General features: G+C 61.3%; 25 protein-coding genes. 1 reads left to right on the top strand and 24 read right to left on the bottom strand.

Annotated features, from left to right (window positions below):
• Position 1 precedes the first annotated feature (1 nt).
• The 22 genes from K6T12_RS09350 to rpoE form a co-directional block, all read right to left on the bottom strand.
• Positions 2-1,027: a glycosyltransferase family 4 protein gene (locus K6T12_RS09350; RefSeq protein WP_222221752.1), complete on the bottom strand. Its 1,026-nt coding sequence runs from the start codon at positions 1,025-1,027 to the stop codon at positions 2-4.
• A complete protein-coding gene (locus K6T12_RS09345; RefSeq protein WP_222221750.1) occupies positions 1,024-2,469 on the bottom strand; it encodes a class I SAM-dependent methyltransferase in 1,446 nt (481 codons plus the stop codon). The genes K6T12_RS09350 and K6T12_RS09345 overlap by 4 nt, the downstream gene beginning before the upstream one ends.
• Complete coding sequence (locus tag K6T12_RS09340) at positions 2,462-3,616, bottom strand: ABC transporter ATP-binding protein (protein WP_255611647.1); 1,155 nt, start codon at positions 3,614-3,616, stop codon at positions 2,462-2,464. The genes K6T12_RS09345 and K6T12_RS09340 overlap by 8 nt, the downstream gene beginning before the upstream one ends.
• A gap of 86 nt (positions 3,617-3,702) precedes the next feature.
• Positions 3,703-4,479, bottom strand: a complete 777-nt coding sequence (locus tag K6T12_RS09335; RefSeq protein WP_222221746.1) for an ABC transporter permease — start codon at positions 4,477-4,479, stop codon at positions 3,703-3,705.
• 16 nt (positions 4,480-4,495) lie between these two features.
• Positions 4,496-4,729 (bottom strand): YfiM family protein, encoded by a 234-nt coding sequence (locus tag K6T12_RS09330; RefSeq protein ID WP_222221744.1) that lies wholly within the window; start codon positions 4,727-4,729, stop codon positions 4,496-4,498.
• Between the two features lie 33 nt (positions 4,730-4,762).
• Positions 4,763-5,962, bottom strand: a complete 1,200-nt coding sequence (locus K6T12_RS09325; RefSeq protein ID WP_222221742.1) for a glycosyltransferase family 4 protein — start codon at positions 5,960-5,962, stop codon at positions 4,763-4,765.
• A gap of 74 nt (positions 5,963-6,036) precedes the next feature.
• Positions 6,037-7,158, bottom strand: coding sequence for a glycosyltransferase (locus K6T12_RS09320; RefSeq protein WP_222221740.1), 1,122 nt, complete (start codon positions 7,156-7,158; stop codon positions 6,037-6,039).
• A gap of 10 nt (positions 7,159-7,168) precedes the next feature.
• A complete protein-coding gene (locus K6T12_RS09315; RefSeq protein WP_222221738.1) occupies positions 7,169-8,479 on the bottom strand; it encodes a TolC family outer membrane protein in 1,311 nt (436 codons plus the stop codon).
• Between the two features lie 9 nt (positions 8,480-8,488).
• A complete protein-coding gene (locus K6T12_RS09310; protein ID WP_222221736.1) occupies positions 8,489-9,787 on the bottom strand; it encodes an HlyD family type I secretion periplasmic adaptor subunit in 1,299 nt (432 codons plus the stop codon).
• 42 nt (positions 9,788-9,829) lie between these two features.
• Positions 9,830-11,722: a type I secretion system permease/ATPase gene (locus K6T12_RS09305; protein WP_222221734.1), complete on the bottom strand. Its 1,893-nt coding sequence runs from the start codon at positions 11,720-11,722 to the stop codon at positions 9,830-9,832.
• Positions 11,723-12,314: 592 nt separating this feature from the next.
• A complete protein-coding gene (acpS, locus tag K6T12_RS09300; protein WP_222221732.1) occupies positions 12,315-12,710 on the bottom strand; it encodes a holo-ACP synthase in 396 nt (131 codons plus the stop codon).
• On the bottom strand, positions 12,707-13,453 hold the full coding sequence (gene pdxJ / locus K6T12_RS09295; protein ID WP_222221802.1) for a pyridoxine 5'-phosphate synthase: 747 nt from the start codon (positions 13,451-13,453) through the stop codon (positions 12,707-12,709). Before pdxJ ends, acpS begins: the two co-directional genes overlap by 4 nt.
• Before the next feature lie 6 nt (positions 13,454-13,459).
• Positions 13,460-14,158, bottom strand: coding sequence for a DNA repair protein RecO (gene recO, locus K6T12_RS09290; RefSeq protein WP_222221730.1), 699 nt, complete (start codon positions 14,156-14,158; stop codon positions 13,460-13,462).
• A gap of 15 nt (positions 14,159-14,173) precedes the next feature.
• The gene (gene era, locus K6T12_RS09285; RefSeq protein ID WP_222221728.1) at positions 14,174-15,109 is read right to left on the bottom strand and encodes a GTPase Era; all 936 of its coding nucleotides are present in this window, start codon (positions 15,107-15,109) and stop codon (positions 14,174-14,176) included.
• Entirely contained in the window at positions 15,109-15,792 is a 684-nt protein-coding gene (rnc, locus tag K6T12_RS09280; RefSeq protein WP_222221726.1) for a ribonuclease III, read from the bottom strand. Before rnc ends, era begins: the two co-directional genes overlap by 1 nt.
• Positions 15,789-16,163, bottom strand: a complete 375-nt coding sequence (locus K6T12_RS09275) for a DUF4845 domain-containing protein (protein ID WP_222221724.1) — start codon at positions 16,161-16,163, stop codon at positions 15,789-15,791. Before K6T12_RS09275 ends, rnc begins: the two co-directional genes overlap by 4 nt.
• Before the next feature lie 48 nt (positions 16,164-16,211).
• Positions 16,212-17,024 (bottom strand): signal peptidase I, encoded by an 813-nt coding sequence (gene lepB, locus K6T12_RS09270; RefSeq protein ID WP_222221722.1) that lies wholly within the window; start codon positions 17,022-17,024, stop codon positions 16,212-16,214.
• Between the two features lie 9 nt (positions 17,025-17,033).
• The gene (gene lepA, locus K6T12_RS09265; protein WP_222221720.1) at positions 17,034-18,833 is read right to left on the bottom strand and encodes a translation elongation factor 4; all 1,800 of its coding nucleotides are present in this window, start codon (positions 18,831-18,833) and stop codon (positions 17,034-17,036) included.
• 247 nt (positions 18,834-19,080) lie between these two features.
• Positions 19,081-20,490, bottom strand: coding sequence for a DegQ family serine endoprotease (locus K6T12_RS09260; protein WP_222221718.1), 1,410 nt, complete (start codon positions 20,488-20,490; stop codon positions 19,081-19,083).
• Positions 20,491-20,523: 33 nt separating this feature from the next.
• Positions 20,524-20,958 carry a SoxR reducing system RseC family protein gene (locus K6T12_RS09255; RefSeq protein ID WP_222221716.1) on the bottom strand — a complete coding sequence of 145 codons (435 nt, stop codon included), beginning with the start codon at positions 20,956-20,958 and terminating at the stop codon, positions 20,524-20,526.
• Between the two features lie 22 nt (positions 20,959-20,980).
• Entirely contained in the window at positions 20,981-21,826 is an 846-nt protein-coding gene (locus tag K6T12_RS09250; RefSeq protein WP_222221714.1) for a MucB/RseB C-terminal domain-containing protein, read from the bottom strand.
• A gap of 36 nt (positions 21,827-21,862) precedes the next feature.
• On the bottom strand, positions 21,863-22,456 hold the full coding sequence (gene rpoE, locus K6T12_RS09245) for an RNA polymerase sigma factor RpoE (protein ID WP_222221711.1): 594 nt from the start codon (positions 22,454-22,456) through the stop codon (positions 21,863-21,865).
• A gap of 363 nt (positions 22,457-22,819) precedes the next feature.
• Between rpoE and nadB the strand changes: the two genes are divergently transcribed.
• Entirely contained in the window at positions 22,820-24,433 is a 1,614-nt protein-coding gene (gene nadB / locus K6T12_RS09240) for an L-aspartate oxidase (protein WP_222221709.1), read from the top strand.
• A 643-nt stretch (positions 24,434-25,076) separates the two neighbouring features.
• Here nadB and K6T12_RS09235 read toward each other — a convergent pair.
• Positions 25,077-25,505: a protein YgfX gene (locus tag K6T12_RS09235; protein ID WP_222221707.1), complete on the bottom strand. Its 429-nt coding sequence runs from the start codon at positions 25,503-25,505 to the stop codon at positions 25,077-25,079.
• Entirely contained in the window at positions 25,489-25,746 is a 258-nt protein-coding gene (locus K6T12_RS09230; protein WP_222221705.1) for an FAD assembly factor SdhE, read from the bottom strand. Before K6T12_RS09230 ends, K6T12_RS09235 begins: the two co-directional genes overlap by 17 nt.
• Positions 25,747-25,769: the final 23 nt, after the last annotated feature.

Below are 25,769 nucleotides of genomic sequence, written 5' to 3'. Positions count from 1 at the left end.
CTTACGCCAGCAGGCTATCCACCACGTTTTGCCAGCTGATCTGCTGCCGGTCGTAATCGGCACGCGCCTGCTGGCCCATCTCTCGGGACCGCTTGCGGTCGGCATACAGCTGATCCAGCTTTTCGGCGATTGCCTCTGGCTGCGGCGGCAGGACGAAACCGTTTTCGCCATCGCGGACGAACTCCAGCGGACCGCCGGAATCTTCGCAGGTGATCACCGGCTTGCCGGACAGCATCCCTTCCAGGGTGATGTAGCCGTAATCCTCATCGAACGGCGCGAAGAACACCGCCAGGGCTCGGGCGTAGTAGGCGAACTTCTCGGCCTCGGTGAACTTGCCGATCAGCTTGACCCGGTCTTCCAGCCCCAGCTGCTCCACCAGCCCCTGGTAGTAGGCACGCTGGCCACCGTCGCCGGCGATGATCGCCTTCACCGGTGTCTTGCAGTACTGCATCGCTTCGATCAGCAGGTCCTGCCGCTTGAGGCGCTCCAACCGACTGGGGCAGAAGATATAGCCCAGGTCCTCTTCGCAGTAGAACTGCTCGGCCATATGCGGCGGATGGTAGAGCGGCTTGGCACTCAGGCCGTTGTACTGCTGCAGCCGGTCAGCCACCCGTTGGGAGTTGGCGAACAGCTGCTTGGCACGGCCCAACACCCGGCCGTCGAAATCCTGGACCTTGTGCTTCAGCTGCTGCAGCGGCGGCGTCTGCGCCTGCTTTTCGTACAGTTCGTAGACTGCTCGGTGCTGGTGCATGATCCAGACCACGTGCTGGTCATGCTGCACGCCGTAGGCGGGAAACTGCAGGCTGATCACCCGGTCGATCTCGACCCCGTTCAGCCGGTTGAGATCCAGGGTTTCGGTATAGGCCATCAGCTGCTCGATATCGGCCTCGGGCGAGAAGCGGAACGGAAAACGGATCAACTCGACCTCGTGCCCCGCCCGTTTCAGTTCGCGAGCCACACCGTTGATATGGTAGTCGGCCCCGCCCGGCATGAAGGGTACGATATTCGCCGTCACCAGCACCTTCATGCCTGCACCTCCGGCTTGACCGCCATGATGGCGTAATCCTGCGGACCGCAGAGGTGGCCGTTGACCCGTTCGGTGAGCGGATCGATACCGGCCACTTTCGCCTCCTCCGGATAGGGGTGCAGGCGGATGATTTCGGCGTCCACGAAGCCGTGGTAGCGGGCCAGAAACTCGACCGAGGTCGGCGTTACCGGATTGCGATGGGTCGGATCATGGTAGAAGGTATGGCTACCCACCAGCAGGTTTTCCGGGTTCGGCGTTTCGAACAGGATTCGGCCGCCCGGCGTCAGCACCCGCATCGCTTCATTGAACACCCCGAACAGGGTGGCGAACGGCAGGTGCTCGATAATATGGAAACCGCTGATCAAGTCTACGCTGGCCTCCGGCAGGCTCTGCAGGTGAGCCAGCGCGTCGGCCTGGCTGACCTCCAGCTCCGCTTCCTGGCACTGCTGCACCATTACCCGGTTCATATCGATGCCCTGCACCTGCCAGCCCTGCTCCCGCATCAGCTGCAGCCATTCGCCACGGCCGCAGCCCAGGTCCAGCAAACGGGTCTCGCCACGCTCGGTGAGCGCCTGCAGGTAAGGCAGGTAGACCTCCATCGCCGCGCGGATCTGCTCCCGCGTGCCCCGGCAGGCATCCTCGAACGCCACGTAGTAGGCGTCCATCTGGTCGTCGGCATGTGCGGTCGCGACCGCCTTGGCATGCTGCAGGTTTTCCGGCTGACGCAGCTCGTCCAACATCAGGTTCAGGTTGCGCTGCTGGTAGCGCAGCTCCTGGCGTACCAGGGCAACGTCGGAAGCCACTGCGCCGGCAGTGTCCAGCCGCCCTTCCAGCCGGTCGATGCGCGCCAGGATACGGCCCATCTCCTGCTGCAAGCCGGCCATCAGCCGCTGCTGGTTTTCCACCGCCGCCATCTCGACCGCACTGATATCGGATAGTTGCGGACCGTCCTTCTTCCACGGCTTTAGCAGCAGATCGATCCGGTCCAGTACCACCCGCAGTACCCGGGCCAGCGGACCGGTCTTCTTCAGCAGCTTGTGGCGGGCGATCGGCCACTCCAGGCCATTGATCTTGACGCCACGCTGCTGCCCCTCTTCCGACATCAGCAGGTCGGCCAGCAGATGTTCCTTGCTGCCGCCGTTACGTAGGTAGGCGGTATAACCGTCCAGACCGGCATCGTCCGGTTCCCGTTGCAGGATGCCGCGAAAGGCGTTGGCGACAAACTGCATATCGTCGAACCGCAGCAGCTCGTGCAGCTGGTATTCGGATTTGATCACAAAACGGTTCAGGCTGGACAGCTTGGGCTCCGGCAGGCTGACCGCTTGCGACAGGTCAACCGGAACAGCCGCCTGGTCGGACTGTACCAGCTCCAGTTCGGCGGCTTCCTTACGCACGTTGTCGAGGATCTGTTCAATGTCCAGTTGCGGGGCTTGCTTAGTCATAGAGGTTGGCCACTCTATCCATCTTGTTAGATTCTATTTCCAGGGTGGGGTGTAGCCGGCAGACACCGGAGAAGTTGGCGCCCAAGACCCCAGCCACTTCGAAGCGCAGCAGGTTGTCGCACCAGTGGTAGCAGTCATCGATATGGTTTTCCTGGCTGTGCAGCGCCGCCGTCACGGTATATTTCCCAGGCGCGATATCCATCGGCAGGGTAAAGGCTATGGTCTGCTCCTCACTTTCCTGCAACCTCATCACTTCGCCCAGGTGGTAGCTGTTGGTGCCGAAAATATCCTGGCCGAAGCGGTCCCGAACCAGAATGCCGACCGTCAGGTCATCCACCGGTTCGTTGGCACGAATCTTCAGTTCGATGCGGGTGTTTTCACCTGCGGCGACCACATTGCTGGCCGAACGCTCACCCAGCAGCTGCGAGTCGATGATCTCTGCACTCAGCGAACCATAGGTTTCGGCACCGTTGGCCGCCTTGACCAGCTGCTGTTCCTGCTCGTCCAGCTCGGCCATGATCCGGTTGTAGTGGTTGACCGCGTCTTCCGGCGAGCCTTCGCAGACCACCCCGCCCTGATCCAGCACGATGGCGCGATCACAGAGCATCTTTACCGCGTTAAGGTCATGGGAGACGAAGATGATGCCGCCGCCCTGTTCGCGGAACCGCTTGATCCGCCGCATGCATTTCTGCTGGAAGTGGCCATCGCCGACCGACAGCGCCTCGTCAACCAGGAAGCAACTTGGGTTGGCGTGTATCGCGATGGAGAACGCCAGCCGCATGGTCATGCCGGACGAGTAGGTGCGGATCGGCTCATGGATGAACTCACCGAGTTCGGAGAAGGCGATGATATCGTCCAGCGACTGTTCGATCTCCTCGCGGCTCATACCGATCAGCAGGCCATTGCCGTAGATGTTCTGCAAGCCGGTCAGGCTGGCATCGAAGCCGGTGCCCAGCTCGAGCAGGCCGGTGATCTTGCCCTCTTTGCGGATCTCGCCCGCATCCGGCAACAGTACGCCGGTCAGGATCTTCAGCAGGGTCGACTTACCGGCACCGTTTTTGCCAAGCACGCCGAGCGTTTCGCCCGCTTTCAGCTCGAACGAGATCCCCTTCAGGGCTTCGAAGCTCTGATGATAGGAGCGCCGCATCAGCATCTCCTTCAGACGGTCCGAGGGCTTCCTGTAGAGTTTGAAGCGCTTGTGCAGATTTGAAACCTGAATCATAGTCATAGCGTTTAAATAAAGTCGCGAATATCCCGCTCAAGTTTCCTGAACATCCATACCCCCAGCATCAGCAGCAGGGCCGAGGTGGCAAACAGTATCGACAGCGCGGTCCAATCCGGCATCCGCTGGTACATCACCAGGTCCCGGTAAGCGGTAACCAGATGGTAAGCCGGGTTGAGCATGAAGAATATCCTTACCTTCTCGGGCAGGATATTGACCACATAGACGATCGGCGTCAGCCAGAACCAGAGCTGCAGGATCACGCTGACGAACTCCCGGATATCACGGAAGAAGACGCTGAGCACCGCACAGATGAACCCCAGTGCGTAGGCCATCAGCTGCTGTACCACGAAAATCAGCGGAATCAGCAGAAAATGCCAACTGAGCGGAAAGCCGATCAGCAGGATGAAAAACATAAAGAACAGGTAGGAAATTGCAAAGATGATCGTTTCGGTCAGCACGATATACACCGGCATCACCACCAACGAGATGTTCACCTTACCGATCAGCGACGCCTTGTCGCTGAACACATTGGTTACCCGGGAGATGGTATTGGACAGCGCGTTCCAACCCAGAATCCCGGTCACTAGGAAAATGCTGTAGCTGTATTCGGCAAACTCGGCGCCCAGTATCTCCAGCCTGGCCCCCATGATCTTCGAAAAGATCAGTACGAAGATCAGGATGTTTACCAGCGGCATGACAAAGGACCAGGCGCCGCCCAGCAGGGAGCCAGAGTAGCGGTCGATCAGGTCCTGCCGGACAAAGTTGATCAGCAGTGCTTTATTCACGCATTACTCCTACGCATCAGATTGCCAGCGCCAACGGCCAGGCAAAGGCCATGCCCAGCAGGTTTGCCAGCATGTCGTACCAACAGAAGCCACTGCCCCGGTAGTGATCCCATATCTCTTTCGCCAACCCGACCAGGAAAGTGGTGGCCAACGCCAGCGGCAGCGGTACAACCAGGGAACAGCCCAGCAGGATAAAAAAGCTGTACCAGAAATGCTGCTGTTTATCTTCTTCTCTAAGCTTTGCGATCATAACTTCGAACGATTCAATCCGGCCCGCCACTCTTCAGGCTTGGGCCAGTCGCTTGAACTCCGTCAACAGGGTTTCGCCGGAACGTTGCCAGGTATATTGGCTGGCGATGTCACGCCCGCGCTGTTCCATCTCCCGGCGTAGCCGATCATCTTCGAGTACGGTCAACAGGGCTTGGCTGATGTCATCACAATCGCTTGGATCCACCAGCCGTGCTGCGCCGCCAGCGACTTCCGGCATCGAACTGGTGTTGGAGGTGATGACCGCCGTACCGGACGCCATCGCTTCGGCGATCGGCATGCCAAACCCCTCGAAATACGAGACGTATCCCATACAGCTGGCCGCCGCGTAGATCAACGGCAGGTCCTGCTGGGCAACGTAACCCAGCCGAATCACCTCGCCCCGCTTGAGCATCGGAGCCAGCAGCGCTTCAAGCTTCTCGGTCATCCAGCCCTTGGCGCCTACCAGCACCAGCGGGAACCCCTGCCGCAGAGCAGCCGGCAAGGCCGCGTAGGCCTGGATCAGCCCTTCGACATTCTTGCGCGGCTCCAGTGTACCGACAGATAGTACGTACTGATCAGGCAGGCCGTAGCGCTGCCGTGCACCAGCCAATGCCTCTGTCGAATGCGGCAGGCGAAACGGATCGCCGACCGCAGGCGGCACCAGGGCGATCTCCGCTGCCGGGATATCGAACGCCTGCTCAATTTGCAGGCGGGTATACTCGGATACCGCCACCACCCGTTTCGCCTGCCGCAAGCTGTTTCCCAGCTGCTGATCCAGCAGCTTTACCCGCTCTGCGGGGTGGAACTGCGGATAAACCATATGGGACAGGTCATGAACGGTGGTGATTGCCGGATTGCTCACCGGCAATAGCAGGTAGTTCGGTTCCCAATACAGATAGCCATCGCACTCGGCGGCACGGCGCCGGGCGGTACGCTCGGCCAGCAGCTGCTTGGCGCGCCGGGCGAACGGCACCCGCCGGGCGACCTTCACCAGCTGGCCACGGATCGATTGGCGCAATAATCGCTTGGCGGGTTCGCTGTCAGAACCGGCGCAGCTCGAATCAGGCTCCAGTAACGTCGCCAACTGTTCCCGTTCATACCATTTAACCGGCGACATCCCCCGAATATCCTCGACCTCCGGATGCGTAAGCAGGAACGAAAGCAGTTCCCGGGTGTAGTGTCCGATACCGGTCAACGGGGGCATAAGCGATGCCACGTTGGTAATGATCTTCATTTCACGTCAGTCATTCGGTCAAAGATGGAGCGGGAAACAATACTGATGAGTGCTCCATGACTCACCACTGAATTTCATTCGTCTGCCGAACGCCCAATCAGCTGCAGGTAGTGTTCTCTGTAGGCATCCCCCATCCGCTGAGCGGTGAAGAGCGCCTCGTAGCGCTTACGCGCCGACAGCGCGAAGCGCTCGGCCTGCACCGGCTCCCCGGCCAGCTGCCGCATCGCCTGCGCCAATGCTGCCGGATCATCCGGCGCCACCACCAACCCGGTCTCGTCGTGCTGATTCACGAAGTTGGTGCCGGTGCCGATATCGGTGCTGATCATCGGCTTGCCGTGCATCGCCGCCTCCAGAAGGCCGACGCCGAACGCTTCCGAGCGCAGATGCGAGGGGAACACGAAGGCACCGGACAGCCTGAACAGGGCCGCCTTATCCTCCTCGGACAGAAAGCCGGTCCAGTGGATATTATCCAGCCCCGCCGCCTGCTGGCGCAGATCCGACTCGATGCCGCCGGCACCACCGATCACCACCGGCAAACCGGTCTGGCGGGCCGCTTCGATCAGCACGTGCAACCCCTTGTAGTAACGCAACGCGCCGATAAAGAAGAAGAAACCCTGGCCAACCCGCTTGCGCCATTGCTCACCCCGTGACTCGTCGGGCCGCGGATAACTGGCTTCGTCGATGCCCAGCGGCACCACGTGGGTCTTGTCGCGATAACGTTGCAGCACCTCGCTGCTGGCCACGTAGTTGTCGGAGGTGGCCACGATCCGCTCCACCGAGCCCAGAAAGCGGTGCATCAGCGGCGCATACAGCCGCTTGGCGATCTTCTGCTTGACCACATCGCTGTGATAGGTCACCAGCGACGGCTTGCCCGAATTGAACAGGCAATGCGCCAGGTCGGCAAACGGATAGGGAAAGTGGTAGTGGATCAGGTCGGCCCGCCGGGCCAGCTGCCGATAGTGACGCAGATAGGCCCAGCTCATCGGCGTGGAGAGCAGGTCCAGGCTGGCCGGTACGCAGTGCACCCGGGCTTCGGGCCGCTGGTGCAGCTCGTATTCCGGGCCATCGTGCAGAATCAGCACCTCATGGCCGAATCCCTGCTGACAGGTGCTCAGCGCCAGCTGGTAGATAACCTGCTCGACGCCGCCGAACGATTTCGGATAGCCGGTCTTGAAGACGTGCAGAATCTGGGGCATCAGCGGCAGCTCACCCCTGCGCCTCAAGCCACTGGTTGACCATCCGGATATCGGCTTCGGTCAGGCTGCCGCTCTTCTGCAGCAACTGCATCCGATAGATAACGAAGTCGTACTGGGACTGCTTGAAATCGCGGGTAAAGCGGTACTGTTCACGCAGCGCGTCCAGTACATCGACCACGGTGACGGTGCCGTATTCGAAACCGCGCTGCATCGCTTCATGAGACTTGCGCGCCGACAGCACCGCCTTGTGCGCCGCCCGGGTCCGCGCCCAGCTGGCTTCGGTATTCAGGTAGGCCTCGCGGATCTCCTTCAGGAACTTGCGCTTCTCCTCTTCGTAGGTCTGCTGGCTGACCACCAACTGCCCGTGCATCTCGTCCACCCGGGCACTGGTACTGCCGCCGCTGTAGAGCGGCATCGAGAAGTTCAACGCGGCAACGTAGGTCTCGGTGCGTGGCGCCGAGGAGTTCTCAAAGCCGATATCGCTTTTCTGCGCGCTGAGCTGCATCGACAGTGTCGGCAGGTGTCCGGCGCGCGCCTGGCGTACGGAGGCACGGGCTGCCTCGATCTCCTGCTGGAGGGATGCCAGGGTCGGGTTGTTTTTCAGGCCGTCGGCAATCCACTGTTCCAGCGACATGCCGTTTTCGACGTAGTCGATCTGGTCCTGCAGCCGTTCCAGTTCGCCCTCGATCGGGTGGCCGACCAGCTCGGACAGCGCCTCGCGGGCGATGCTGACCTTGTTGCGGGCAGCGATCTCGTCGGCATCGATACCATCCAGCCGAGCCTCGACCTCCAGCACATCGGTCACCACCGCCAGCTGGCGCTCGTAACGGGAACGCAACTGGGCCAGCTGCTTGGCGGTGGCCTCCCGCTCGGCTCGAATCAGCTGCAGGTTATCCTGCGCGGCCAGCGTTTCCATGTAACGGGTGACCACGTCCACCGCCACCAGGGCCTTGGTCTCGTTGAACTGCTCGACACGCTGCTGCGCCAGGTAGTCGTAGCGTTCGTTGTTCTCCCACTTGCTCTTGTCGAACAGCGGCTGCTGGACCACCAGGCTGTACTTCTCGCCCTTGAAGCTGTCGGAGGAGCCGCTATCGATCACGTCACGCTTGGTGTCGGTCAGCGTGCCTTGCATCGAGACCTGCGGCAACAGAGCACCGAACGCCTGCTCGGACTGGGCTTCGCCCACGTTCACCTGGGCCGCCGACCTGAGCAGTCGCGGATCGGCATCGATGGTTTCGTTGTACAGTTCCAGCAGGCTGACCGCCTGTGCCGGCATCGAGATGAGTGCGGCACAAACGGCGGTAAACAGGGACTTACGCATGATGTCCTATCAGTCCTCGATCATCGAACGGGCAAAGGCATTGGTGGCAGGCTGTACCAGGTATTCCAGCAGGGTACGGGCACCGGTATTGATCAGCACCTCGGCCGGCATGCCCGGCACCAGCTTCAAGTCACCCAACAGCTGTCGGCCCTCTTCAGTCACTTCGACCCGGGCCAGGTAATACGGCATGCCGGTCTCCTCATTGACCAGCCGGTCGGCCGACAGGTTGAGCAGACGGCCCTCGATTACCGGGGTGGTCGCGCTCTTGAAGGCACTGAAGCGGATATCGGCGGTCAGGCCCGGCGCGACCCGGTCGATATCGTTCGGCGATACCTGGGCTTCGACGATCAATTCTTCGTTATCGGGCACGATATCCAGGATCGGCCGCCCCGGCGAGATAACGCCGCCCACGGTGTGGATCTCCATCCCCAGTACCATGCCGGCTACCGGCGCGGTCACTTCAGAGCGGCGAACTCGGTCGGAGATCGCCGCGATCCGCTCCTGCAGGTCAAAGACACGGGTCTGGGTCTCGGTCAGCTGGTTGACCACCTCGGAGCGGAACTCTTTGTTCAACTGCAGGATCTGCAAACGGGTTTCGCCGATCTTGACCTTGATGCCCGCCTGGGAGGACTGGTGCTCGGCGATCTCACCAATCAGTGTCGCTTTGCGACGTTCACCGTCGCGCAAACGCTGCTTGTCGACGTAACCCTGCGACAGCAGTGCCTTGTTGTCGCCAATCTCTTCATCATAGGAGGCAACCAGTTGGCGCTTACTGCGGATCAGCGCATCGAGACCACGGCTCTGGGTCTCCAGCTGGCCGACACGCTGTTCCAGCACCTCGATCTCGCCTTCACGCTGCTGTTTGCGGGCATTGAACTGCTGATTCTCGTTCTCCATCGCCTCACGGGCACGAGCGTCGTCAACCAGCAGCAGATCCGGATAGGCCACCGTTTCCAGTCCATCACGTTCCGCAATCAGCCGCGCTTCCAACGCCTTGGCAGCCATATGCTGGCCGCGCAGGATCTCCTGTTCCGCCCGCGCCTGGGTATCATCCAGCACCAGCAGCAGATCGCCGGCCTGCACCTGTACGCCGTCACGCACCAGGATCTCCTTAACGATCCCGCCCTCCAGGTGTTGTACCGTCTTGCGATAGTTCTTGACCGTCACCACACCCGGCGCCAGTGCGGCACTGTCCAGCGGTGCCAAGGCGGCCCAGCTGCCGAACACACCGAACACCAGGAACAGGATGGTGAAGCCGATCGCACGGATCGGCATATCATTGGTTTCAACGACTTGCGCTTGCGTCATCTGGTTACCCACTGCCTCTGTCACTCTCTGCTACCTCTCTGATCAGTTGGAGGTAGACTGCCTGGAGCCACGCTCGCCAGACGCCTGGTTATCTGTTTCATCGGCCGCCAGCGCTTCCTTGGGCTGGGAGACCGCCTTGGGCTGCGCAATCGCCTGCACCGGTACCGGCTGAACCTTCGGCGCAGCCTGACGGGCCTGGGCCTGGGCCTGGGCCTGTGCCTGTGCCTGTGCCTGTGCCTGTGCCTGTTGACCAGCTTGCGGCTGCTGCAGTTTTTTCAGCACCTCGTCGCGCGGCCCGTACATCTGCAGCTGCCCTTCACGCAGTACCAGCAACTTGTCGACCTGGGCCAAGACGCTGATCCGGTGAGTGATGATAAACACGCTGGCACCGCGCTGCTTCATGGTCTGAATCGCCTGGGCCAGTGCGCGCTCACCCTGGTCATCCAGGTTTGAGTTGGGCTCGTCCAGTACCAGCAGCACCGGCTTGCCATACAGTGCCCGGGCCAGGCCGATCCGCTGGCGCTGGCCGCCGGACAGGCCGCCGCCGTGGGCCGCGATCACGGTGTCATAACCGTTCGGCAGCGCCAGGACCAGCTCATGCACACCGGCCGCCCTGGCCGCTTCAACCACCTTTTCCGGATCGACTTCGCCAAAGCGGGCGATGTTTTCGCTGATGGTGCCTTCGAACAGTTCGATATCCTGCGGCAGGTAACCGATATGCGGCCCCAGCTCTTCACGGTCCCAGGCAAATACGTCGGCACCGTCGAGGCGGACCTTGCCGGACAGTGTCGGCCAGATACCCAGCAGCGCCCGCGCCAGGGTAGATTTACCGGCCGCACTCGGGCCGAGAATACCGATCACGTCGCCGGAGTTGGCCGTGAAGGTAACATTACGAACCACCGGGTTACGGCTGCCCGGCGGCGCCACCATCACCGCTTCGACGCTGACATTGCCCTTCGGCGCCGGCAGCGACATCCGTTCCGGCTCGGCCGGCATCTTGGTCAGCACTTCGTCCAGTCGCTTGTACTGGCTGCGTGCCGTAACGAAGCCTTTCCAGGCGCCGATCATCTGATCGATCGGCGCCAACGCCCGGCCCAACAGAATGGAACCGGCAATCATCAAGCCCGGCGTGATCTGATTCTGAATGGCAAGGTAGGCGCCGGTGCCGAGGATCAGCGACTGCACCAGCAATCGGGTGGTCTTGGAGATCGACGTCAGCGCGGCGGCCCGTTCGCTGGCCTGGGCCTGCCAGATCAATACCTTGTTGTGGCGTTCTTTCCAGCGCTCGCGCATGCTGCCGAGCATGCCCATCGATTCGATCACCTCGGCGTTACTGAGGTTCTTGCTGACCGAGCCGTTGGCCGCGCTGGCCTCCTTGTTGGCCTGCTGCAGCAGCTTGCCGGTCAGTTTTTCGTTAACCACCGCCATGATCGCCAGCAGGATCACACTGAACACCGCGATCCAGCCATACCAGGGGTGGAAGATAAACATCACCGCGATGTAGATCGGCATCCAGGGGGCGTCGAAGAATGCGAACAGGCCGTTGCCGGTCATGAACTGGCGCACGCCGGTCAGATCCTGGATCGGCTGACCGGTATTGGCCGCGCCGCCGCTGTACAGAGACTGCTTGAAACTGGCGTTGAAGATCCGGTCGTTGAGCAACGAGTCGAGCCGGGCACTGATTCTTACCAGCATCCGTGAGCGTACCCACTCCAGACCACCCATCGAGATCATCAGCATCGCCATGATCAGGGTCAGCATCAGCAGGGTGCTCTCACTGCCGCTGGTCACCACCCGGTCGTAGACCTGCAGCATGTAGATGGCGGGAACCAACATCAGGAAGTTGATAAACATACTGAAGAAACCCACCGCCATAAACGAGCCCCGACAGGCCCTCAGCGCTTTGCGTAGCAGGTTCTGTTCTTCAACTTTCATAAAGTATCTCGGTCGAGTTAACGTTCAGGTGCAGCCGGTTACAGCGACTTAAACCAAGGCGATTCGCGTATCCGTTGGCCGGGAGGCGGGTTGCGTCCGATGCATACAGATCACATTCCAGCTGGCTTCCTGCCAACAGATGCCCCTTAAAGGCCTGCGAAATCTATCAAAAAAACGGATCCTACACCACTTGTCCGGGTAAATCTGTGCGCCTGCGCACAGTTATCGGGACGGAAGTTATATGGGAAGCTGTAAGCGGAAAGTTTCAAGCGGCAGAGGTTAGCCGAACCGGATTGCCCAGTGTGATGGCAATTGATTGGTAGCAGTCCGCTTGGAATGCACCTTGGGTACCGAGGGGTGACAGCCGCGGACCGTGCCAAGTGGCGGTCGCGGTCGGAGCCCGCTGCTACAGGGTTCCGTGCGTCGTAGCAGCCCGCTCCGAGGGCGACAATCACGGACTTCGAAAGAACTAACGAAGGTCGCGGTCGGAGCCCGCTGCTACAGGGGCCGTGCATCGTGGCAGCCCGCTCCGAGGGCGACGCCTTCCGACCACGCCAAGACCTGTCGCGGTCGGAGCCCTATGCTACAGGGCTCAGTCCTGCTCGTTTAGCGGTCCCCGCTCAGCGACCACAAAAGCAATCACCAGCTGTTTTTCATCGCTGTAAGAGAGGTGTAGCCGGCGGATGCCGAGTTGGCCGGCACGCAGGGCAGCGCCGCCACTGAGGCTCAGTTGCGGCTGGCCGTCGCCGTTGTGGCCGATCTCCAGATGCTGCCAGCTGACGCCGCGACCGATGCCGGTACCCAGCGCCTTGGCGGCGGCTTCCTTGGCGGCGAACCGCTTGGCCAGGAAACGGGGCTGGTCTTTGCTGGTCTGGTAGCGCGGCAATTCAGCCGGGGTCAGGATGCGCTCCGGCAGGCGGGGGGTGCGCGCGATCGCCTTGGCGATGCGCGCAATCTCGATAATATCGGTGCCGACTCCGGCGATCATCGGATCCGGGCCTGGGCATCCAGCATCAGCTTGCGCATCTCGACCACCGCCTCTTTCAAGCCGACGAACAGCGCGCGGGCGATCAGGCCGTGGCCGATGTTCAATTCGTTGAGGTGCGGGATCTCGGCAATCTGCTCGACGTTGTGATAGTGCAGGCCGTGGCCAGCGTTGACGATCAGGTCGCGATCATGGGCGTAGCGGGCGGCATCACGGATCCGCTCCAGTTCGGCGATCTGCTCCTCGCTGCTCTCGGCATCGGCATAAGCACCGGTGTGCAGCTCGATCACCGGCGCACCGCAGCGCAGGGTGGCGTCGATCTGGGCCGGTTCCGGGTCGATGAACAGCGACACCTCGATGCCCGCCGCCGCCAGCCGGTCGCAGGCTTCGCGGATCTTGTCCTCATTGCCGACCACATCCAGACCGCCCTCGGTGGTCAGCTCTTCGCGCTTCTCTGGCACCAGGCAGCAGTGGGCCGGCTTGACCTGCTCGGCGATCGCCAGCATCTCTTCGGTGACTGCCATCTCCAGGTTCATCCGGGTCTGCAAGGTCTCCTTCAGCAGGAACACGTCGCGATCCAGGATATGGCGCCGGTCCTCACGCAGGTGGATGGTGATGCCGTCGGCGCCGGCCTCCTCGCAGATCGCTGCCGCCTGCACCGGATCCGGATAACGGGTTCCGCGGGCCTGACGCAACGTGGCGACATGGTCGATATTGACACCTAACAGCAGGCGACTCGGTTCAATCACGGCTTACTCCTTGAGCTTCAGGAACAGTTCTCGGCTGCGCAGCGGTTTATCGCCCAGCAGCTGTTCGATCGCCAGCCGCATCAGGCGCTTGGCGGCCCGGCGCACTTCGGCAGAAGCATAATGATCCTGCCCTATCGCCTGCAACTGGTTTCCGGTGAAATAGTACATATCGGGCTTCTGCGGCGGCCGGCCGAGCGGCACCAAGCCCTGGCCGGCCCGGTAGCGATAGTGGCCGGCCGGGTCGATGCGGTCGAGGTCCAGCCCGTAGCCCATCTCGCCGAGCAGCCGGTGCTCGAAGGTACGCAAGGCGCCTTCGATATCCTGCGCCGCCGCCAGTTCGGTGAGCACGTACTGGTAGTAAACAAACAGCTTGGGATGGGGTTCGAACGGCTGCAGCACCCGCTCCAGCAACTCGTTGACGTAGAGCCCGCAGATCAGCGCCGAGCCGGTCAGGAACAGCATCTGACCGACCGGCTCGGCGCCGCTCATGGTTTTCAGATCCTGGCGGCCGCGCCAGCCGATCTGCAGCGGCACGAACGGCTGGATGGTGGCGCGCAGCCGGGAGTTGGGCCGACGGGCGCCCTGCACCACCGCACTGCACTTGCCATGTTCGAGAGTGAAGAAATCGACCAGCAGGCTGGTATCGCGATAGGGGCGACTGTGCAGCACGTAGGCCGCCTGCCCCTCCATCCGGTAATCCATCGGGCCAACCCGCCGTCAGTCGAGGTCGTCGTACCCGAGGCTACGTAGTGCCCGCTCGTCGTCAGCCCAGCCGCGCCGCACCTTGACCCACAGGTTCAGCATCACCTGGGTATCGAACATCGCTTCCATGTCCTTACGGGCATCGCGGCCGATGGTCTTCATCCGGCTGCCCTTGTCGCCGATCACGATCCGCTTCTGGCTGTCGCGCTCGACCAGGATCAACGCGCTGATCACCAGCAGGCCGTCCTCGTCGTAGTAGAACTCCTCGATCTCGACGGTGGTACCGTAGGGCACCTCGTCGCCGAGGTTGCGCATCAGCTTCTCGCGCACGATCTCAGAGCAGACGAAGCGCGAGCTGCGGTCGGTCAGCTGATCCTCGTCGTACATGTGCACGCCCTGTGGCAGGTGCTGCTCCACCAGCGCTTCCAGCTGATCGACGTTGTGACCATGCTTGGCCGACATCGGCACGATGCCGGCAAACTCCCTCTTCTCGGCCAGCTTTTGCAGCTGCGGCAGCAGGCTGGCCTTGTCGGTCAGCTGATCGACCTTGTTGACCGCCAGGATCACCGGACAACTGGCAAACTTGAGCTTGTCCAGTACCAGCTGGTCCTCTTCGGTCCAGGCGGTACGGTCGATAATGAACACCACCAGGTCGACACCACGCAGTGCTTCGCTGGCCGCCCGGTTCATGTAGCGGTTCAGCGCCTTGGTTTCGGTCTTGTGCATCCCCGGGGTATCGACATAGATCGCCTGCAGATCGCCCTCGGTCTTGATACCGACAATCTGGTGACGGGTGGTCTGCGGCTTGCGCGAGGTGATACTCAGTTTCTGGCCGAGAATCCGGTTCAGCAGGGTCGACTTGCCGACATTGGGGCGGCCGACAATCGCTACGAAACCGCATTTCTGATCCGGGTTGTCCGGCGTCAGCAGGTGGGACAGGTCTTTGGCCATCAGTTCTTACCTACCTGCAGGCTCTGCAGCGCCGTGCGGGCCGCCTCCTGCTCCGCCTGGCGGCGACTGCTGCCGATGCCAACCGTCGCCTCGTCCAGCACCTCGACATGGCACTGGATATGGAAGGTCTGGGCATGCGCCTCACCTTCCACCTTGATCAGTTCGTAGTTCGGCAACGCCTTGTGGCGGGATTGCAGAAACTCCTGCAGCCGGGTCTTGGCATCCTTCAACGATTCGTTAAGGTCCAGCCCATCCAGCCGCTGCTGGTACCAGGAGAGAATAAAGCGTCGCGCGGTCGTCTGATCGCTGTCCAGATAGATTGCGCCGATCAGCGCTTCCACCGCATCGGCCAAAATCGAATCACGGCGATAACCGCCGCTCTTCAGCTCGCCGGAGCCCAGTCGCAGGTAATCCCCCAGATTCAGCTCGCGGGCGATCTCGGCCAGCGTCTCCCCCTTGACCAGCTGGGCGCGCAATCGGCTCATCTGACCTTCGCGGGCTTCCGGAAAGCGGCTGAACAGCTCCTCGGCAATAACGAAGTTCAGGATCGAGTCACCCAGAAACTCCAGCCGTTCATTATTGCGCTTGCCGCAGCTACGGTGAGTGAGCGCCAGCTCACAGCGCGATTCATCCTTAAATTGGTAACCCAGCCGGCGGGTCAGTTCTGCAATCGGTCGTATCAAGGTGCTATAGCTTCGTAATTCTTTTCAAATTTAACGAGCGCATCGACGTTGAAATACATCGGCACCCGCACTTCATATTTAAGATCAAACCGGATAATTCCGCGGTCCCGGCTCACTTTCAGTGCTTCGGGCTGCAACTTGATCTGGTTGATACGGAACTTCTTGGTCAAATCCAACCGGATTCCGGACAGCGGCTTACGCAGCTCGTTCGGGTCATTGCTGACCGCAGTCAGCACCGAATCGATGGTTCGGAACTCAAAATAGGCTGGCGACAGTTTCAGCGCCATCGACAACGCGATGCCGCCGACTATCAGAAACAGCAGGATCGACAGTAGCGAAGCGCCACGCTGGCCATCAGGATGTTTGCTCATCTCCCCCTCCAAGCGTTAGAGCATCTCGAAACTGTTTCGAGATCCCCGTCACTGAATAAAGCGCGCCTCGCTGAAATCCGGAATGCTGAAGCGCTCCGGCCAGTATACCCAAACTGCGAAGGCTTTCCCTACCAGCAGCTCATCCGGCACGAAGCCCCACATGCGACTGTCGTTGCTGTTATCGCGATTATCGCCCATGACAAAGTAATGTCCTTCTGGAACTTCCACTTCGCCATCGATCCGCGGCCGGAACAGGTCCTGATAGATGCGGTGCTTTACTCCCCCCAGGGTTTCATTCAACAGCAGTTGCTGGGGTTCGGCCGGCGGCAACTGGGCAACCAGTTGCTGAGGCTGAGCTTCGCCATTGATATAGAGCGTCTTGTCCATATAGCGGATTCGATCACCCGGCAGGCCGACGACCCTCTTAATATAGTTAACGCTTGGATCCTGCGGATAACGGAACACCGCGATATCACCCCTTTTAGGATCGTTGATCGGGATGATCTTGGTATTCGACACCGGCAACCGAATCCCGTAGTGGTACTTGTTGACCAGGATGAAGTCGCCGATATTCAGGGTCGGCAGCATCGAGCCGGACGGGATCTGGAACGGCTCGATCAGAAATGAGCGCAGTACCAGTACCACCGCCAGCACCGGAAACATCGATTTGCCGGTATCGACCCAGCCGGGCTCGCGATTGAGCTGTTCGACAGTCTCCTGCGGCAGATTTCCGCCGGCCTGGGCCTGGGCGGTTTCCAACCGCTGGCGCCGTTGCGGCGCCAGCCAGACGCGATCCAGCAACCAGACGGCCCCACAGAGACCGGTGGCGACCACCAGGATCAGCGCAAAATCAAAGTTCATGGCAGTTCCTTAGCTATCAACCTTCAACACGGCCAGGAAGGCATCCTGCGGAATCTCCACACTGCCGACCTGCTTCATCCGCTTCTTACCCTCTTTCTGCTTCTGCAGCAGTTTCTTCTTACGGCTGACGTCACCACCGTAACACTTGGCGGTTACGTTCTTGCGCAGCGCCTTGACGGTGGTACGGGCGATCACCTTGCCGCCCAGCGCCGCCTGGATAGCCACGTCGAACATCTGCCGCGGGATCAGCTCTTTCATCTTTTCACAGAGCAGACGGCCACGGTACTGGGCGTTGTCGCGGTGCAGGATCACCGCCAGCGCGTCTACCTTGTCGCCGTTGATCAGGATATCCATCCGCACCAGCTGGGCCGGTTCGAAGCGGATGAAGTTATACTCCAGCGAGGCGAAGCCGCGGCTGACCGACTTAAGCCGGTCGAAGAAATCCAGCACCACTTCGGCCATCGGCAGTTCGTAGGTGACCTGCACCTGATTGCCAACGAAGTTCATGTTCTTCTGCACGCCACGCTTCTCGACACAGAGACCGATCACCTGGCCCAGGTAGTCCTGCGGCACCAGGATATTGGCTTCCACGATCGGCTCGCGCATCTCGCGGATCGAGCCCGGGTCCGGCAGCTTGGACGGGCTGTCGATCTGAATCACTTCACCGTTGTTCAACTCGAGCTCATAGACCACGGTCGGTGCGGTGGTGACCAGATCGAGGTTGTATTCACGCTCCAGCCGCTCCTGGATGATCTCCATGTGCAGCATGCCGAGGAAGCCGCAGCGGAAACCGAAGCCCAGCGCGTCGGAGGTTTCCGGCTCGAAGAACAGCGAGGCGTCGTTCAGCGTCAGCTTGTCCAGCGCCTCGCGGAAATCCTCGTAATCATCCGAGCTGGTCGGGAACAGACCGGCGTAAACCTGCGGCTGCACTTTCTGGAAACCAGGCAGTGCCGCCACGTCCGGCGTCTTCTGGTGAGTCAGGGTGTCGCCCACCGGTGCGCCATGGATATCCTTGATGCCGGCCACCACGAAGCCCACTTCGCCGGCCTTGAGTTCACCGGTCTCCGTGCGCTTCGGCGTGAAGATGCCGACCGAATCGACACCATGGCTCTGGCCGGTGGATTTGACCACAATCTTGTCTTTCTTGCGCAACGTGCCCTGCTTGACCCGCACCAGGGACACCACGCCGAGGTAGTTGTCGAACCAGGAATCGATGATCAGCGCCTGCAGCGGGGCATCAATGTCGCCCTCCGGCGCCGGGATGCTCTTGATCAGCGCCTCCAGTACGTCATCGACCCCCATGCCGCTCTTGGCGGAACAGGCCACGGCATCGGTCGCTTCGATACCGATCACCTCTTCGATCTCCATGCGAACCCGCTCCGGCTCGGCCTGCGGCAGGTCCATCTTGTTCAGTACCGGCAGCACTTCCAGGCCCTGCTCCAACGCGGTGTAGCAGTTGGCCACCGACTGGGCTTCAACGCCCTGCGCGGCATCGACCACCAGCAACGCGCCTTCGCAGGCCGCCAGTGAGCGGGACACCTCGTACGAGAAGTCGACATGCCCCGGGGTATCGATGAAGTTCAGCTGGTAGGTTTTGCCGTCCTGGGCGGTGTAGTTCAACGTCACGCTCTGCGCCTTGATGGTGATGCCGCGCTCGCGTTCGAGATCCATCGAGTCGAGCACCTGCGCCGCCATCTCCCGATCGGTCAGGCCGCCACAGACCTGAATGAAGCGGTCCGCCAGGGTGGATTTACCGTGGTCGATATGGGCGATGATGGAGAAGTTGCGGATGTGATCGAGGTTGCTCACGTATTGACTACCACTCGGAGATACATTGGACGGAAAGGCGGCAAGTTTACCGTATTTCCCACAGCGGAGCTATCTCGCTCCATTAACCGATAAAAGGCTACAAGCGTACGTAAAAAGGGGCCTGCGGCCCCTTCTCCATAGCAGTGGCGGCGCCGCTGATTCGGTCCGCTAGCAGTTCCGTAGGGAGGGCACGCTTTGTGTGCCCTCTCGCATACAGTCTTAACTCGGCCGATCAGCCAGCCGATGCTCAATCATTCAGCTTCAGCGGCACGAACAACGGACTGCCCCGCCGCACGATCCGCATCGGCACCGCACGGCCACTGGGCAGTTCGGCAACCAGCTCGTTGAAGCGCTCGACCGAATCGACCTGCGCGCCGTTCAGCATGGTAATCACGTCGCCGACCATCAACCCGGCACTGGCGCCGGCACCCTTCTGCACCCGCTGTACCACCACGCCGCTGCGCACGTTCCACTTGGCCTTACGCTCGCCATCCAGCTCCGCGACCACCACATCCAGCCGGTTGCCATGCGGCTGATCACGGTGCTGCTGCTGACCGGACGCCAGCTTGGGCTGCTCCTCCGGCAGCTCGCCGATCTCCAGCTGCAACCGCTTGCGCTCGCCCGCCCGCACCACGTCGAGGTTAGCCATGGCACCCGGCTTCACCCGTCCGACCATGTGCGGCAGATCGGAGGAGAGCACCACCTCACGGCCATTGAAGCGGGTGATCACATCACCCTCCTGCAGGCCACCGCTCTCTGCCGGACTCTCCGGCAACACCTTGGCAACCAGGGCACCGGCCGGGCGCTCCAGGCCGAATGATTCAGCCAGGTCCTTGTTGACTTCCTGGATGATCACACCAAGCCAGCCACGGCTGACGAAGCCCTGCTCCTTCAGCTGCTCGGCCACCTCCATCGCCACATCGATCGGGATGGCGAACGACAGCCCCATGAAGCCACCTGAGCGGGTATAGATCTGCGAGTTGATACCCACCACTTCACCCTCCAGGTTGAACAGTGGCCCGCCGGAGTTGCCCGGGTTGATCGCCACATCGGTCTGGATAAAGGGTACGTAGGTCTCGTTTGCCAGCGCCCGCTCCTTGGCGCTGACAATACCTGCCGTCACCGAGTGATCGAAGCCGAACGGCGAACCGATCGCCAGTACCCACTCACCCACTTCCAGATCAGCGGAGCTGCCCAGCTCGACAGTCGGCAGGTTACGGGCATCCAGCTTCAGCAGCGCGATATCGGTGCGCTTGTCGGAGCCGATCACCTGAGCCACCAGTTCGCGGCGATCTGATAACCGCACAATCACCTCGTCGGCACCATCGATCACATGGTGGTTGGTCAGTACGTAGCCGTCCCGGGAGAGAATGAAGCCGGACCCCAGCGACTGCGGCGAGCGACGGCGCTCACGCGGCTTGATATCGGGCATCTGGAAGAAGTGGCGGAAAATCTCCGGCATATCTTCGTAGCCGGGCCCATTGAACGGATTGAGCGCCCGCTCCGTTTCGGTCGATTTCTGCACGGCGCTGATATTGACCACCGCCGGCGAGGCTTCCTTAACCAGCGACTTGAAATCGGGCAGGCTGGCCGCCTGCGCGACAGAGGCCCAGACAAACAGACAGAAAACCCATAGGGATGCTCTGATGCTACGCATTTGGTTAGATCCTTCCTTTACGGCTATTCGGGGTCAGACGACCCGCAACAGTATTGGATGATAGTCGTGCGAGCGCTGCCAACGGCGCCCGACCAGGCGCACCAGCCCGAGCCCGAGTAACAGCCCGACCAATGCGGCGAGAATCACGAAGCCTTCCGCCACCCCGGCCTGGCTGACCAGCCCGGCCAGCACGAACAACGCGATTAGAGGTATCAGATAGAGCAGTAGCGAGGCCTTCATGAAAGCGCCTTCGGCGATGCCGATCACCACCGAGTCTTCGACCGTCACCGGCCGCTGGTGCGGGTTCTCGACACAGATCACCACCCGCTTGCCGGCGGTCGCCTCCGCCACCAGGCGCTGGCCGCAGCCTGCTCGGGCGCTGCAACTGGCACAGGCGCTCTGCTTATGCACCTCCACCCAGACGCCATCGGCATCCACGTCCACCACCCGACCACGCTCTTCAATCATCTGATGCTTAACTTAACTGCTGTTAGTTGGTTTTAACCGATGCGGCGATCCGCTCGGCAATCATCAGCGGCACATCGCCCACCACGGTAACGAACTTGTTACCCTGGCGCTTGCCAACGGCGATCATGCCGCCCACCTGGGCCACGCCTTCAGGCACCGACTGCCGACCCAGCTCTTCGATACAGACCGACACCGCGTGTCTGCCATCGCTGAACATCATCACCTCCGCCTGCGGCATCACCTCGTGACGCACATTACGGAAGCCCTCGGGCAGCCACTTGGCACTCCAGGCCGGTTTCTGTTCACTCAAAAGATGCTGGTGCTGGGCGATATAGTGCGCCAACCCCTGTGACAGGCGGATCACCTCCGGCTCCTGACCTGTATTGCCGCCCAGCACGGTACGATTGCCGAACTGCGCGGGCATCAGGCTGTCGTTGCCACCGGTGGCCGACGGCAGCGTGTACTGCGGCCGGCTGTCCGCCAGTTGAGCCGGGCTCTGCTGGCCGAGATTCTGCACGCCAAGAATCACCATCGCGGTGACCGATGCCGCCACCGCCATGCTGGTCAGCGGCTTCAAGAAGCGGTTGTGCAGGCGACGCTCATCGCTGGCCGGCGCCTGTTCCCGTGGCGCCGGATCAACCTCTAGAGGCGCTTCCGCCTCCACCGCGGCCATCACCCCGGCACTGATATCCACACCCACCCCCTGTATTGGCTCGCCGCGCAGTGCGTTACGTGCGACATGGAAACGACGCCACTGCTCGCCTATTTCAGGCGACTGTTCCAGCTGCTCAAGTGTGCGGCGCAACTCAAACTCGCTCGCCTCGCCATCCATCACAGCAGACAGGCTTTCGACGGCTTGCTCATTCATAGCCCTACCTCGATGCATTCCCTAAAAGTCCCAAATTCAGTCTGTCGATGCCATTATCGGCATGATCTCTTTATCTATCGCTTCTCGTGCCCGGAAGATCCGGGAGCGGACGGTACCAACCGGGCAGTCCATAACATTGGCGATATCTTCATAACTCAATCCCTCGAATTCGCGCAGCGTCAGGGCGACACGCAGGTCCTCCGGCAGCCGGTCCAGCGTACGCTTGACCACCTGCTCCAGTTGATCCCGATACAGGCTAGCCTCGGGCGATTCGATGTTTTTCAGTTCCGCGGCACTTTCAAAGTGCTGGGCGTCACTGACATCCACATCCACATCCGGTGGTCGACGTCCCTTGGCCACCAGGTGATTCTTGGCCGTGTTGATCGCAATCCGGTACAGCCAGGTATAAAAGGCACTGTCACCGCGGAAATTCGGCAGTGCGCGGTAGGCCTTGATAAACGCTTCCTGGGCCACATCCAGCGCCTCGTGATGGTCGTAAACGTAGCGACCAATCAGGCCGATGATCTTATGCTGATACTTCTTGACCAGCAGATCGAAAGCCCGCTTATCGCCGGCCTGCACCCGCTGCACGAGTCGCTTGTCGATCTCGGCCTGGCTCTCGTTAGACACTCTGATTCCTTATTACCGTCCCTAAAATCATCGTACCCGAACCGGATACGCCACCGCATGAAGTATTCAACTGCCTCTACCCCATTGCAAGCTTCAACCAGCAGAGTGCCTCGAACTACAGTGTTCGACAGTCGCTTGAATGAAAGTTCCCGGGCTTACGGAAAATTAAGGGGCATCCTCATTTTTTTGGATGAGAACAAGGCGCTCACGCTGGCGGATTCGGGCTAAAGAGGCCTCGATAGAGCTGGCCGGATAACAGAGAACGCACGCTGCTGTCAGCGAATTCCATAATTGCCGGCCCGGCGGCATAATGTTGCGGTCCGATGAACGGTCGCACGACCAGAACAATAGTTAAGGAACGGGATGACCAGATCAAACAGCCATGACGTACTGATTATCGGCTCCGGCTCCGCCGGCCTGACTCTGGCGCTACAGCTGGCCGAACACCACCGGGTGGCGGTGCTCAGCAAGGGGGAGCTGAACGCCGGCTCCACCTGGCACGCCCAGGGCGGTATCGCCGCGGTACTGGATGAAGCGGACAGCATTGCCGAGCACGTTGCCGATACCATGACCGCCGGCGCGTCGCTGAGCCACGAGGATGCCGTGCGCTTTACCGTCAGCCACGGCCGCGAGGCGATTGACTGGCTGATCGGCCAGGGCGTCCCGTTCACCCGTAATGGCGACGATGCTGAGGAGAGCTACCACCTGACCAAGGAGGGTGGCCACTCACAGCGCCGTATCATCCACGCCGCCGACGCCACCGGCAAGGCGGTCCAGCGAACCCTGATCGAGCGTGCCCGGGAACATAGCCAGATCGACCTGTTCGAGCACCATGTGGCGGTCGACCTGATCACCCGCGACAAGCTGCGGCTGCCGAACAACCGCTGCGTCGGCGCCTACGTGCTAAACAACAAGAGCGGGCATGTTGAGGTGTTCCAGGCCCCGTTCGTGGTACTGGCCACCGGCGGCGCCTCCAAGGCCTACCTCTACACCAGCAACCCGGACGGCGCCAGCGGCGACGGCATCGCCATGGCCTGGCGTGCCGGCTGCCGGGTGGCCAATATGGAGTTCAACCAGTTCCACCCGACCTGCCTTTACCATCCGCAGGCCAAGTCCTACCTGATCACCGAAGCGGTGCGCGGCGAAGGCGGCAAGCTGCGACTGCCCAATGGCGAGCGCTTCATGGACCGCTACGATGAACGCGGCGAACTGGCGCCGCGTGATATCGTCGCCCGCGCCATCGACCACGAGATGAAACGGCTCGGCTGCGACTGCGTCTACCTGGATATCTCCCACAAACCGGCCGAGTTCATCCAGTCACACTTCCCGACCATCCACAAGCGCTGCCTGAAGTACGGCATCGATATCACCAAGGAGCCGATCCCGGTGGTACCGGCGGCCCACTATACCTGTGGCGGCGTAATGACCGATCAGTACGGCGCCACCGACGTGGCCGGCCTGTACGCGATCGGCGAGACCGCCTTCACCGGCCTGCACGGCGCCAACCGGCTGGCCAGCAACTCGCTGCTGGAATGCATCGTCTATGCCCGCTCGGCCGCCGAACAGATCAGCCGTGAACTGGCCGGCACACCGGAACAGCCGCAGATACCGGATTGGGACGAGTCGCTGGTGACCGACTCCGACGAGGATGTGATCATCTCCCACAACTGGGATGAACTGCGCCGTTTCATGTGGGACTACGTCGGCATCGTACGCACCACCAAGCGGCTGCAACGCGCCAAGCACCGGGTCGACATGCTGCAGCAGGAGATCACCGAGTACTACAGCAACTACAAAATCAGCCGCGACCTGCTGGAACTGCGCAACCTGGCGCTGGTTGCCGACCTGATCATCCGCTCGTCGATGCTGCGCCACGAAAGCCGCGGCCTGCATTACACGCTGGATTACCCGGAGCCAGGACCGGAGCTGCGCGATACCGTGCTGACCCCGGTCAACTACCAGTGGCCGCGCCGCTGAGCCATCGATATTGAGAGATCGCCCAGGGTTCGAGCTGCCAGCAAACGCAAAAACCTGTAGCAGCGGGCTTGGCATGCCCTTTGGGTACCGACCGCGACAGGTCTTGGCACGGTCCGAGGGTGTCGCTCTCGGAGCGAGCTGCTACGAAGTACGCCCCTGTAGCAGCTGGCTTGGCATACCCTTTGGGTACCGACCGCGACGGACTTGGCACGGTCCGCAGATACCGCCCTCGGAGCGGGCTGCTACGGCAGGGCCCTGTAGGGCGCCACCCGGGGCGCCACCGCCGCAGGCGGTTGAAAACGCCTGTCGGCGTTTGGCCGGCCAGGTCCGGCACCTACCTGGGATCGTTGGGATTCGTACCTCATCCCAACCTACGGATTACGAAGCACGGCCCGTGTAGGAGGGGCTTCAGCCGCGACAGGGCCTTGGCACAGTCCGCGATGTTTTCCCTCGGAGAGGCTGCTACGAAGTATGACTCCTGTGGGAGCGGCTTCAGCCGCGACCAACGGCGATTTCTAGCCTCCCCATAACCCGTCGCCCTCGGAGCGGACTGCTACGAAGCAGGAAACCCCGTAGCAGCGGGCTCTGACCGCGACAGATCTTGGTACGTCCGACGATTTCGCCCTCGAGCGGGGTTAGATTCTTAACAAGAATCCTGCGGCGGCTTGGCGTGTCGGGCCAATACGCTGAGCCGGCGAAAGCCGTCGGCATCAACCGAATCGCGCCAGACCAACAACGGCAACGGCAGCAGCCGTTCGGCGACGCGCAACTGCATATAGATCAGCCAACGGCTAGCCAGCAACGCCCGGATCTCGGTGACCTGCAGCCAGCCATGCCGGCCCAGCAGACGCAGGTCGCCCTCGGCGGCCTGCCAGACCAGCCGCTCGATCCGCTCGGACGGGCCGATAAAGCTGTATAGCAGCGACATCACCAGCAGCAGTGAAAACAGCCATTGCAGGAAAGGAGATAGCGCCGCCAGCCAGATCGCCAGCAGCGCAACGGCGTGGACCAGCAAGCGCCAGCCACGCCAGAGACGGGAGGGTTTCAGCCGCAGATCAATCCGGCTGAACACGGTCGAGGATGATATTGACGATCCGTTTCAGATCCGGATCCTGCGGCTCTTCGCGCTGCATGAACCAGAGAAACAGGTCCTGGTCCTGCTCATCGAGCAGTTTGACGAACCGGTCCTGATCCTCTTCGCTCTGATCACGGAACGCCTGCTCCATGAACGGCACGAACAGCACATCCAGCTCCAGCATGCCACGGCGGCACTGCCAGGTCAGCCGGCGGATATCTTCTTCGCTGTACTTCATGTTACTCCTGCCCTCTATCGGAC

Source organism: Marinobacterium arenosum (assembly GCF_019795155.1).
Taxonomy (GTDB): domain Bacteria; phylum Pseudomonadota; class Gammaproteobacteria; order Pseudomonadales; family Balneatricaceae; genus Marinobacterium_C; species Marinobacterium_C arenosum.
This window is presented reverse-complemented; position numbering and strand designations above follow the sequence as displayed.